General features: G+C 36.2%; 8 protein-coding genes. 5 read left to right on the top strand and 3 right to left on the bottom strand.

Translation table 11 applies throughout. From position 1 onward, the window contains the following. On the top strand, nucleotides 1–871 hold an 871-nt coding region (locus tag K5R64_RS13660), incomplete at its 5' end, for an IS3 family transposase (protein ID WP_220764217.1). Between the two features lie 242 nt (nucleotides 872–1113). On the opposite strand, the gene K5R64_RS13655 is transcribed toward K5R64_RS13660, so the two are convergent. Beyond that, a complete protein-coding gene (locus K5R64_RS13655) occupies nucleotides 1114–3789 on the bottom strand; it encodes a reprolysin-like metallopeptidase (protein WP_220764216.1) in 2676 nt (891 codons plus the stop codon). 217 nt (nucleotides 3790–4006) lie between these two features. Between K5R64_RS13655 and K5R64_RS13650 the strand changes: the two genes are divergently transcribed. The 4 genes from K5R64_RS13650 (at nucleotide 4007) to bioB (ending at nucleotide 7210) form a co-directional block, all read left to right on the top strand. After that, nucleotides 4007–4939 (top strand): bifunctional riboflavin kinase/FAD synthetase, encoded by a 933-nt coding sequence (locus tag K5R64_RS13650; protein ID WP_220764213.1) that lies wholly within the window; start codon nucleotides 4007–4009, stop codon nucleotides 4937–4939. 120 nt (nucleotides 4940–5059) lie between these two features. Then, on the top strand, nucleotides 5060–5503 hold the full coding sequence (locus K5R64_RS13645) for a hypothetical protein (RefSeq protein ID WP_308443162.1): 444 nt from the start codon (nucleotides 5060–5062) through the stop codon (nucleotides 5501–5503). Between the two features lie 95 nt (nucleotides 5504–5598). Beyond that, nucleotides 5599–6036, top strand: a complete 438-nt coding sequence (locus K5R64_RS13640) for a hypothetical protein (RefSeq protein WP_220764210.1) — start codon at nucleotides 5599–5601, stop codon at nucleotides 6034–6036. A gap of 91 nt (nucleotides 6037–6127) precedes the next feature. Continuing rightward, nucleotides 6128–7210, top strand: coding sequence for a biotin synthase BioB (gene bioB / locus K5R64_RS13635; protein WP_220764209.1), 1083 nt, complete (start codon nucleotides 6128–6130; stop codon nucleotides 7208–7210). Between the two features lie 105 nt (nucleotides 7211–7315). On the opposite strand, the gene K5R64_RS13630 is transcribed toward bioB, so the two are convergent. Next, nucleotides 7316–9784, bottom strand: coding sequence for a T9SS sorting signal type C domain-containing protein (locus K5R64_RS13630; protein WP_220764208.1), 2469 nt, complete (start codon nucleotides 9782–9784; stop codon nucleotides 7316–7318). 242 nt (nucleotides 9785–10026) lie between these two features. Next, on the bottom strand, nucleotides 10027–13103 hold a 3077-nt coding region (locus K5R64_RS13625; protein ID WP_220764207.1), incomplete at its 5' end, for a T9SS sorting signal type C domain-containing protein.

Raw genomic sequence — 13103 nt, 5'->3', positions numbered from 1 at the left:
AGTAGCGTTTACCTGTTATTTGTTCGGGATAGACAGACAGGTTTATTATCGAAAAATTAGAAGAAGAGCATCCAAACAAAGCAAAGCCAAAGAAATAATTTCAATGGTAAATGATATCAGAGCGATAATGCCTAGAGTAGGCACAAGAAAACTATATTATCTTCTGCTGGATAAACTTCAACTAATGAAAATAGGAAGAGATAAATTCTTTGATATACTCAGAGCTAATCATTTATTAATACAGCCTAAACGAAGTTATCATGTAACAACTAATTCACATCATCGATTTAGAAAACATCAAAATCAGATTTTAGATTTACAAATTAACAGGCCTGAACAGGTTTGGGTATCTGATATAACCTATATCGGAAAAAGAGATAATCCATGTTATTTAAGTTTGGTAACAGATGCTTATTCTAAAAAGATTATGGGGTATTATGTTGCTGACAATATGAATACGGAAAGCAGTTTGAAAGCTTTAAAAATGGCTCTTAAACACAGAAATAACAAAAACTTACCGTTGATACATCATTCTGACAGAGGTATCCAATATTGTGCCCATGAATACCAAAAACAGCTTGATAAAAATAAAGTTGTATGTAGCATGACGCAAAATTCGGACCCTTATGAAAATGCAGTAGCAGAAAGGGTTAATGGTATTTTAAAACAGGAATTTAAGATTGATAAATACAATCAAAAAATAAAAATCATGCAAAAAGTTATAAAGGAAGCTATTAATATCTATAATGAAATCAGACCTCATTATTCTAATTACATGCTTACACCCAATCAGATGCATAAACAAAACAAAATCAAAATGAGAACTTATAAAACAAAAAACAGTAGTAAACCTATGCTTACTACTGTCTAAAAATTGTACTTTTATTTATTATTAATCCTGTATCACTTTTTCAGGACTAGACACCTTTCATATTGGTTTGTTTATTTAGTTAGGATTTTGACAAATAATCAATACACGATAACATTACCATGTAAGTGCAATTGCCTCGTTGTAGATTCTTTTGAAGCAATGGAGTGGTAAATGGAAATTTTTGGGTATAAAATCTCAAAAAAAAGCCGTCTCACAAAAAAGTGGAGACAGCTTCATTAATGTTAGTAAACAATAATTTTTTGAATTATTTTTTTCTCGCCACTGGAGAGTTGAAAAAAATAAATTCCAGCTTGTGCATTTGGGATTTCTATTTCTTCCAGAAATTGAAAAGTTTTAGGAAATTCTTTTTCCAAAATTCTTTTTCCGCTAATATCATGAATCTGGATATTGATTGTGTTGGTTGAATCGCTTTCAAAGGATACTTTAAACTTGCCATTGTTAGGGTTTTTATATAAGGCAAAATTCAGTATTCTAAAGTTGGGTTCTTTTAATGTATAAGTCTTTGTACAAATCGTTACAGAGGCTGTATTGAGTGTGCCAGTGTCGTCAGGATAAGCATCACGTATTCTAAAAGTCCAATTGCCTTCGGGGCTTTCTCCATTAAAAGAGGAGAGTGTGCCGTAAGGGGTAATGGTTTGAGTAGTACTCAATCCACAACTTAAATCGGAACCTGAATCATCATAAGTTAATGCTAATGTGCCATTGGTATCACTACAACTTCTTTCAAAAAGTTTTACAATAGTGCCATTGGGGCTTACCACATCCATTTGTATGTCCGATAAAAATGCGTGGGTTAGATTTACATTAAAATTTACATCCGAAACGATACCTGCGGTTGCGGGATGCGCAATGGTACGGGTAGTATATGAACTTCTTTCTGGGATAGAAAAGGGAGCTGAGAAAGTGTAGGTATTGCAAGTGTAATCTACTGAATATCCAATTGAGAAAGTTTGGCTATTTAAAGCATAATAGATATTGTTTGTAGGTTCTATTAATAAGCGACAGTTTTTTTCAGTAAGGTTAGGTACGGTGATTGTTTCATTTCCGTCATTAGGAGTGTTGGTTGCTAAAGTGATAGGAAAAGTTAATCCTCCGTCTATCGAAAGTTTGATATTTACTGTTGCTGAACCAGGTAAAGTATTTGTGTTGTTAACTGTCCAGCTAATAGTTTCAGTATTTCCTTGTGACCACGTGATGTTTTCGGTATTTTGTGAGCTTATTGAAAATGGACCTGTAGTATTGCTAACCGTTACAATCATTTCGTCTGAATTGGTTTGTGCGCTCCCTTGTGCAGCATTATCTCGGGCGGTAAACACAAAACGAAGGTTTCGTCCCACTGATGATACGGATTCCCATGTGCTTGTAAGTTTATTGGCTAATACATTTTCATAATTAGGCATATACCGGATGGGACTACTGCTAGGAGGTAGAGATCTAAATAAAGGGCCATTCGTTTTAGTAGGAATTGCTAAACTGTTTTCGTGATTAGCGGTGCTTGCTGAGTCGTTTTGTTCCCAGGTATAAGTAAGTGTGTCACCATCGGCATCTGTTGCTGTGCCTTTTAGTATAAAAGGGGTGCTTTTAGGAATGGTATAGTCCGCACCTGCACTTACTTGTGGGGAATTGTTATTGGTAATCGTAGTTGAAACGGGACAGGATTTAGTAGCTAGATTGGTTTGTATTTGTAAAATACTTGCATAAGCAAAATAACTGTTAGAATTGGATTGAATATCGTAATCATCGGTAACGCCTGCATATCCCATTATCGTAGAGCCACTGCCAGGTTCTACACTTACGCCAGTACCTTCTATTTCATATGAAAACGTATGGTTTCCTCCTAATTGATGCCCCATTTCATGAGCAACAAAATCGATGTCAAATGTTTCTCCTTCTGGTTTTCCGTTACTAGGCGAAGTGTAACCACTTCCTTTTCCATAAGGATTTTGTGTTGTGGGATTAACGCAAACACAACCAATACAACTGGCGTTTCCACCTCCTCCAGAGGCTCCAAATAAATGACCAATATCATAACCGTTATTGGTTATGACAGCAGTTAAGGTGTTTTGGAGTTCAAGTGCCCAATTTTCTAATGAATTGGAGTTTGAGTAGGGGTCGGTTGCGGCATTCGTATAGATGATTAAATCATTATTAGCGATAATATTTAATTTAACGGCTAAATCTCTATTAAATATGGCGTTTACTCTAGTCATTGTGGCATTCATGCCAGCTAGTGCTCCTGCTTTGGTATTCCCATGATAAGCTGTGTATTCACCAGTACATGACAAAGCCAATCGTAAGGTTTTAAAAACTGAATTGTTGGCGGTGAGTTTGGCAGTTTGATTTAAAAGTTGTTTGTTTAAGTTGATGTCTTCGGTTTTACAAACAAAAGGAAGGCTTCCTTTGTCTCTTTCTTTTGAAGAAAATATAATGTATTTGGTTTTATCCTCAGGATAAGCTTCAATAAATTCAGATACGGCTCCCGTTCTTAAAACGATAGTTTGAATTCCTTTTGGTGAAAGACTAAAGTGCAGTTTGGCATTCTTGTCTGTTAAACCAGTGCCTTGGTAAGCTCTAATTTCTGGATATTTGGCTTGTAATTCAGGTTCAAAATTTGAGGATTCTTGAATCGCATAGCTTTCCAAAACTCCTTCGGTGTTGGGGATGCTAATTTCAATCGAAGCCGTTTTAGCCGTTTTTGAATTTAGTTTAGTTAAAGATTGTTTGAATGTTTCTAAATCAAGGGAAAATAACAAGGGTGGTTGGGTAGTATTGTTTTGTGTGTTTTTATTATAAATGGTGTTTGGAGTGTTGTTGATTCTAGTCCAAGGGTTGTTGTTTTGTGAAAAAGATGTCAAATAACCTATGAAGAATAATAAAAGGAAGGCGTATTTTTTCATAATAAAAAACAGATATATAGTGTCAAAAATAAGTGTTTTATATTTAAAACTTTTGATTTGCCCTTAATTTAATTAGAAAGCAGATGAGAAATAGTAAAATATTTTTTTCTTTAACTAAAAACTAGAAAAGCTTTATAAAAAATAGCCAAAATCAATTGAGGAAACGACCACAATTAAAATAGATACTATAAATTTGCAGAACCGAAAAATAATAGCCTTGAAGATTTTTGACTCTATAAAAGATTTTAGTTCCTCTAAGAAAACAATATTGACCTTGGGTACCTTTGATGGGGTTCATATAGGACATAAAAAAATATTAGATAAACTAATCCAGAGTACCAAAAATAAAGAATTTGAAAGTCTTGTATTGACTTTTTTTCCACATCCAAGAATGGTTCTTCAGCAAAAATCAGAGATTAAATTGCTCAATACCATTCCCGAAAAAATAAAATTGCTGGAAGAAATAGGAATTGAAAATCTAGTTATTCATCCCTTTGATGAAAGTTTTTCGAGATTAACTGCTGAAGAATTTGTTACCACTATTTTAGTCAATCAATTCAGAATCCATAAAATAATCATTGGTTATGACCATCGTTTTGGAAGAAATAGAACGGCAAATATTGATGATTTAATTGGTTTTGGTGCCAAATATGGTTTTGAAGTGGAGCAAATATCGGTACAGGAACTAAATGCGATATCGGTAAGTTCTACCAAAATAAGAAAAGCGATAGGAGAAGGCGATATTGAACTGGCCAATAACTATTTAGGATATGCCTATTTTATCACTGGAAAGGTGGTCCAAGGGAAGCAATTAGGGAGAACGTTAGGTTTTCCTACTGCTAATTTGAAAATCAAAGAAGATTATAAATTGATTCCGTTTAACGGGGTTTATATCGTTAAGAGCATGTTTGATGGGAATGCTGTGTACGGCTTGATGAATATTGGGTACAACCCAACCATGGATGAAACAGAATTGGCAATTGAAGTGCATTATTTAAATTTTGAAGCCGATTTGTATGGACAAGAAATAGCCGTTTCCTTTTTGCATTACATCCGTGCAGAGAAAAAATTTGACTCGGTTCTTCAACTTAAAGAACAGATTGAAAACGATAAAAAAATAGCCGAACGTTATATTAGCAACCTACAGTAATCATTACAAGAATTTCCTAGTCCGTTTGTCATTAAATACGTTTTTTTTACGTAAATTTGATATGTATTCCATTGTTTATCAAAGAAGTATTTGTTAACTTTTAAAATTAAACAGATGAAAATGTCAAAAGAATTTTTAAACGGTTTTCTGATTTTTATCGGAATTGGACTTTATTTTTTATTGATGGAGTTTTCAGGATTAGCTAATTTGTATTACTTGCGTTTCTTCAATATTTTGTTTGTTTTTTACGGAGCAGACAGAACTTTAAAATCTAATTTCTCTGAAGGAAAGTTGCATATTTCTGAAAATGCCATTTCGGCACTTTTTACAGCCCTTATCGGTGTTTTTTTGAGTATAGCAGGACTTATCGCTTACAGTTATCTGCAAGGTGGAGATGAGTATATTCAAACGTTGTCTAAAACGTTATTGTTTGGTGGGAATCCTTCGATTATGACCTATTCTATTTCGTTGCTTTTTGAAGGAATCGTTTCAGCTGTTATTGTTACTTTTATTTTGATGTTGCGATGGGACAGTCGATATGTTTCAGATAAGCATCATAATTAGGTTGTAGTAATTGATTATGAAGTCTTTATTTCTCTTCTCAAAGTATATCATTATGCTAGTGGTGTGCTGACAAGTCGTATTCAAAAAATAACATAATGAAAGTTTCAAAAGAAATAGTAAATGGTGCTGTTATATTCAGCGGTATAGCGGCATATTTTATGCTAATGAACGTGTTAGGTTACGCTGATATTTTTTATTTACGGCTTTTTAATGTGATTTTTGTTTTTTATGGTGTTAATCGTACCATCGAAATGAACCTAAATGAAGGAAAAAGAAAATTTATTCAAAATGCTACTTCCGCAATGATAACTTCCGTAATAGGTGTTGTTTTGAGTGTAATTGGTTTGATCGTGTATAGTTACCTCCAAGGAGGTGATGCCTATGTACATTCCTTGTCTAAAACTTTTTTATTTGGAGGAAATCCTTCTATCGAGGCTTATTCTATTTGTTTGCTTTTTGAAGGAATTGCTTCATCGGTAATTGTGACCATGTTGTTAATGATGTTTTGGAACAATCGCTTGACTACTGATTAATCTTTAAGGAATACTCCGTTACGCTTTTACATATTTTAGATTGCTTCATTAGAACAATTTGACTACTTTTGGAGCTTTAAAAAACGTATCGATGAGTATCACAAAACACAATTGGACAAAAGAAGAAATTATAGCCATATACAACAAACCTATGATGGATTTGCTATACGAAGCAGCAACGATTCATAGAGAGCATCATGATCCTAATGTCGTTCAGGTTTCAACATTATTGTCTATAAAAACAGGTGGATGTCCAGAAGACTGTGGGTATTGTCCTCAAGCCGCTCGTTATCATACGGATATTGAAGGCAATGATTTAATGAGTGTGAGTCAAGTAAAAGCACAAGCATTACGTGCCAAATCAGGTGGTTCATCACGTGTGTGTATGGGAGCTGCTTGGCGTAATGTTAAGGACGGACCAGAATTTGATCAAGTACTTGAAATGGTGCGTACCATCAATAAATTAGATATGGAGGTGTGTTGTACTTTGGGGATGATCACTGAAAACCAAGCGCAACGTTTAGCTGAAGCTGGCTTATATGCCTATAATCACAACCTAGATACATCAGAGGAATATTATAAAGAGGTAATATCAACCAGAGCATTTGAAGACCGAATCCAAACTATAGAGAACGTGCGTAAAACAAATGTTACCGTTTGTAGTGGAGGAATTATAGGAATGGGGGAAAGTATCGAAGATAGAGCGGGAATGCTTGTAGCTTTATCTACTTTAAATCCACAACCCGAATCGGTGCCAATCAATGCCTTAGTCGCGGTTGAAGGAACTCCTATGGAAGAGGAAAAGCCAGTTGAAATTTGGGAAATGATTCGTATGGTGGCAACAACTCGCATTGTGATGCCAGAAACTCAAGTTCGCTTATCAGCAGGACGTATGAATATGAGTAGAGAAGGACAAGCGATGTGTTTCTTTGCCGGTGCCAATTCAATTTTTGCAGGAGATAAATTGCTGACTACACCTAATCCTGATGTTGATGAAGATATGAAAATGTTTGAATTGTTAGGATTAAATCCACAAAAACCATTTACTAAAGTTTCACAACCGCAAACGGTAGAAGCAGCCGACTCTCAATTTGCTCCTTTAGGTGAAAAACCAAAATGGTCTCGACCAGGGCATGAAATCGAAAGAAACATAGAGGCATCTCTAAAAAAGTAACTACTTTTTAAACGTAAGAATGTCTGAAAAATAATGTGGTTGGGTATTATGCTCTGAGGAGTAATGAATATTAAACCACATTATTTTTTAGATATTTTTTTTATGTCAAAACATAATTTTTTTAGTGATAGTTTGGCGATTTGCTAGCTTAATTTTTGCAATAAGCAATTGATTTTTAGGGATAAGCTCGCTACATGAATAAGAGTGGGAATGGATGTTTTTTTTATTTAGTAAAAGTGTACCAGCTACATCCAATAAGGAAACTTCTTTGATGTTTTCTTTAGCTGAATTCAATACGATACTGCTGTTTTTAGTGTAAATAATAATAGGTTGAGATTCTTTTTTTATAATTGTTTCAGATAAATTTGGAGTGTTGTGATGCAATAGAAACCGATTGTCAAAAATTCCTTTTTCGGTGGTAAAGGTATAAGCGCCGTCTTTAAGATTATGTGTGATTTGGTTTTGTTTATCTTCAATATAGACGGGTTTTGATATAAAATCACCATCGGATTGAGGTAAACTTATGATAAATTCTCCTGCTATAGCGGTACGAAAACCCAAAGCAATTTTGTCATGATCTAAATAAGGCAATGCTTTTCCTTGAATGACCAGTTTTTTGTTTTCAACAAGACTATAAAAATCGAGATATGGATTGCTGTCAAAGGTGATGCCGTCAAAATTTTTGTCATACTCATCAGTAGCACCTTTGATATAGCCAACGAGTATTTGTTTGAAAGCGCCTTCAGTATTGGTTAGATTGAGCCAAATTCTATTTTTGTCAGGAGTCTTATTTTTTGAGGTGGATTGGAATTTAAAAAATTGGGAATTATCCATAAAATTCCCTCCAGAATCTAATCTCATACTATTATTAAAAATAAGGTTTCCAGATGTAATTCCTGTAATAAAAAAACCTTGTCCCGCACCAATGGTTCCGTTTGGAATGTTGGTATTAGTTCCTCCAGAGACATTAGGTGTTTGGATAGCAGCCACCCCTCCAGATAAATTATAAGTAGCATAATCATCAGAAGTGTAGGCGTATTTACCTGTTCCAGCACTTCCATTGGTGATGTTTGAGGCTAATTGAATGGAGGTATTATGAGTCCAAAAGTAAAGCGTACCGTCAATGAAGGCTGTATTAGCTTGAATAAATGCATCTGCATCAATAGCGCTAGGATAAGGATTCCCAACAAGATTAGAGCGATTATTTCCTACAATAGGAACGTTGATATTGCCGTTATTAGGTGTTCCTATAAAAGTAGCTAAATGTGTGCTAGGGCTATTGGGAGCTTTGTTTTGTTCTGGGCCTCGGATGATATAGCCGATGCCTTTGTCCATAATAGAGCTGGCGCTTTCTTGTTTCCAATTGTCAACTGTGGCATTGTAGGAATACCATTTGCCCGAAAGCGTATTTGGAGAAACGGAACCAATTGTAAATCCAGTGACAGGCGATGACCAATAGGTATAATCTAAGTTACTTACAGGAGTGGTTAATCGTTGGTAGTGAATAGTACCAAAGTTTGTTGCATTATCGTTTATTTGAACTAAACTAGCTTGATTGTTGAAAGTCAGTTTACCTCCTGTTACACTAAGATTATTTGTGATTTTTAAAGTATGATTACTCTGAAAAATTACATCCCCTGAATGGATTTTACAACTACAACATTCCAACGGTGAAGTAGAGGTGTAATTACCTTCAAAAACCAGATGATTGGTTCCGTTTGGGGTTCCATTAGACCATGAATTGCCGTCCCAAGTAGTGGTATTTGAAATAATGCTTACATTGTTAGAGGCATTTGAAAGACAATAATTATTTCCTAATTTAAATTGGTGTGTACCCGCATTGAGTGATGATACTGTTGTTGAGTTACCTGTTCCGTTGGATAGTATTAAAACATCATTTTGAAATAAGTTCCAAGTGCCGTTCGGTAGGTTTGTGAGTGTTACACTTCCTGTAGGACTGCTACAATCGGGTTGCATTACACTTTGAATTTGAGGTACAGGTACGTCACACTTGAGGCTACCATGAAAAGCAAATTCATTGATGCTAAAGGTTCCCGTAGTACTACTGCCACCCCAAGCATATAATCTAAAATGAATAGCCGTGGTGAGGTCTTGAAATTGAGGACTCGATAGGTCAATAGGAGTGGGAGTTATTTCTGTTCCTGTAGCGAGAATCAAAGGAGTGCTTATGTTAGCAACATAGCCGTCTAAACTAGATCTCAGGGCAAAAAATGTGGGACCCGCCACAGCCGAAACCTGTGCTTTGAATTCTAATGATGAAAGAGTCATCCGGTAACCATTATTTGGGGTCAAAATAAATTCAAAATAGTCATTTGTATCCAGTGCTATTAGATTCCAATCCCTAGCATTGTAACGATTTGCTCCGGTGTTTCCATTAATACCCGAACCTCTTCCTATTCCAGATACACTGAGGTTAGGATCTACAATTTGCCCATTGGTATAAGGGTTTGAAAGACTTGGATTTAAATCGGTTATCTCATTTTTGAAAATGATTTGACTATAAATAGAGAAAGGAAATAATGCTATAGAGATAATATTACATAGAATCTTCATTTGTAAGTCGTTTTAAATGATAGACTTAAAAATAGCATCAAACGATTATTCTTACAATACCCACTTTTGGTGATTTTTAGCTTTTTTAACTCTAATTATCATTACCATCGTATTGTTTTTTTCAGGCAGAAAGTCCCGTTTTCCAATGCGTAATCGAGGTTGAAAGAGGTGGTATTCAAATAAAAATGCCCCAAATAAAGACTATTGGGGCATATGTTTTTGAAGGGATTAAAAAAATCAGCTTAAAAAATCAGCTTCTTATTAATTATTTGTCCGTTTTGTAATTTCACTTTGACAATTAACATTTGTTCAGCAGCGGTAAGTGACGTTATTAATAAGTCGTGCTGCTCTATTTTTGTTTTTTCAAAAATTAATTTACCCGTAATGTCAAACAAGCGAACCTCCAAGATGGTTTCGGTAGAGGCATTAATTTTAATGACATTATCCTTTTGTGAAATGATTAAGGTATTATTAAGTTCTTCGACCGTATCCGTTCCTAGTGTATTTTGAGGTTTGTATGTGAGTACAAATCGATTATTAAAAGTTCCTTTGGTTGTTTTAAAAGTATAAGGACTCATTTTTAAATTATGAGTAGTATTTGTTACTTTGTCTTCCAAATAAATAGATTGTTCGCTTAAAAAACCATCCGCTTTGTCGATAGTAATACTGAATTCTCCTTCTATCGTAGTGCTGTATCCTAAAGGTACCACATCGCTGTCTTGAAAAGGTAAAGCGCGGCCTTGAATAGTCAAAGGATTGTTTTGGTTGATACTATAAAAATCAATAAAACTATTTCCGTCATAACTGATTCCGTCATACCCTCTATCATAATTATTGGTAGCTCCAGTAATGTAGCCAATTAAGGCTTGTTTGAACGCTCCTTGAGTGTTACTCAAATTAAGCCAAACCCTATTTTTTTCCATTTTGCTAGTAGTAGCTGTTTTAGCTGTTTTGCTGTTAGAGGCAGGTTTGAAAAAGAAAGAATTATTTAATAACTCACCTGCTGGCCCTATACGCATACTGTTGGTGAAAGTAGCCGAACCTCCAGATAATCCTGTAGCCATAAAACCTTGGCCAGCGCCGATAACACCATTAACACCACTTGTGCCACCAGTGTAATTATAAGTAGCATAATCATCAGAAGTATAGGCGTATTTTCCACTTCCAGCAGTTCCATTAGTGATATTTGAAGCCAATTGGATAGCAGTTCCATGTGTCCAAAAATACAAAGTTCCTTCTAAAACTGTATCATTTGCATATAAAAAAGCATCGGCATCAATAGCAGAGGGGTAAGGATTTCCAATGAGATTAGAAGCATTTGAACCTACAATTGGCGTACTGATGATGCCATTGTTTGGTTTTCCAAAAAATGGAGCATTTACCACTACTGAGCCACTATTAAAACCAGTACCTTCTCCTCGAACAATATAGCCATTACCCGGAGTCATAATTGTTGAAGCATACGCTCTTGTCCAAGAATTCCCTGCGGCATTGAACATATAATACAAAGTACCGGCTTTTATGCCTCCAAGCGTAAAGTTCTCCACTGGAGAAGACCAGTAAGTATAATCTGTTTTTAGGATAGATGCTGTAGTTCGGTTATAGGTAATATTTCCTGAATTGATAGCGTTATTATTGATTTGAACTAAACTAGCATGGTTCTCAAAAGTTAATGAGCCGGTTCCCATAACTTCAACATCATTAACAATCTGCATGATGCGTCCTGTTTTAATAATTACATTTTTGTTAGGAGTGACTTTACAAGAACATCCTTTGACATTCGTATCTTCATTATAATCTTCGGCAAAAACAATTTTTTGATCTAAAGTAGGTGTGCCGTTATCCCATGATCCCGTCCATGTGTTGGTAATTATTGGTGCATTATTAAGGGTCGCTGTGACGCTGGAATTTGAGTCGCAATTTCCGTTATTTACCATAAACGTGTAGCTTCCAACAGCTAGTCCGTTAATAATAGTGGTGCTTCCTGAGCCAATTATAGTATTGGTTGTAGTTCCTGATTGGTATAAGGTCCAAGAACCTGATGGGAGTCCTGTCAGTGAGATACTACCAGTTGTAACACTACAGGTAGGATTAGTTATTGAATGAATGGTAGGGGTGGTTGGTAAAGGGTTTATAGTTAATGTTTTAGTCGCCGTAGTAGTACCACAAGAACCCCCTGATGTTGTCAGTGTTAAAGTGATGTTCCCAGATTCTGTTGCGCTAGCAGTATAGCTTGCATTAGCAGGGTCGTTAGGGTTAGTCCATGTTCCAGCCCCACCAGTCCATGTTCCACCTGTTGCTCCATCACCAACAGAACCTCCCATAGCAGCAGATTGACCACCTTGGCAAATTGGAGTCAAAGCACCCCCTGCATTAACCGTTGGGTTTTGGTTTATGGTTATTGTTTTAGTAGCTGTAGTAGTACCACAAACACCCCCTGATGTTGTCAGTGTTAAAGTGATGTTCCCAGATTCTGTTGCGCTAGCAGTATATCTTGCATTAGCAGGGTCGTTAGGGTTAGTCCATGTTCCAGCACCACCAGTCCATGTTCCACCAGTAGCCCCGCCACCAACAGAACCTCCCATAGCAGCAGATGTGCTACCTTGACAAATTGGAGCCAAAGTGCCCCCTGCATTAACCGTTGAGTTTTGATTTACCGTTATCGTTTTAGTAACCGTAGTAGTACCACAAGCACCCCCTGATGTTGTCAGTGTTAAAGTGATGTTCCCAGATTCTGTTGTGCTAGCAGTATAGCTTGCATTAGCAGGATCGTTAGCATTAGTCCATGTTCCAGCACCACCAGTCCATGTTCCACCTGTAGCTCCACCACCAACAGAACCTCCCATAGCAGCAGATTGACCACCTTGGCAAATTGGAGCCAAAGCACCCCCTGCATTAGCCGTTGGGTTGGGGTTTACGTTAACAGTCGTTGATGCACAAGTGGTAGTGTTACAGCTTCCTTCAAATCTCACAAAATAAGTGGTGTTAGTAGTTGGAGAAACATTAATACTGCTTCCAATTCCAACAAGAGTTCCGCCACACGAGCCAGAGTACCATCTTGCATTACCTCCCGTACCAGCCGAACCACCATTTAAAGTTAAGGTAGTAGAATTGCCGTTACAAATAGTTGTTGTCCCAGAAATACTTGTTGGGGCTGTTGAAAGTGAATTAACCGTAACAGTTGTTGAAGCGCAAGTGGTAGTGTTACAGCTTCCTTCAAATCTCACAAAATAAGTGGTGTTAGTAGTTGGAGAAACATTAATACTGCTTCCAGTTCCAACAAGAGTTCCGCCACACGATCCAGAGTACCATCTTGCAT

The sequence above is a fragment of the Flavobacterium sp. UMI-01 genome (assembly GCF_019656315.1).
Taxonomy (GTDB): Bacteria; Bacteroidota; Bacteroidia; order Flavobacteriales; family Flavobacteriaceae; genus Flavobacterium.
The sequence above is the reverse complement of the archived record's forward strand: the minus strand, read 5'-3'. Positions and strand labels throughout refer to the sequence as shown.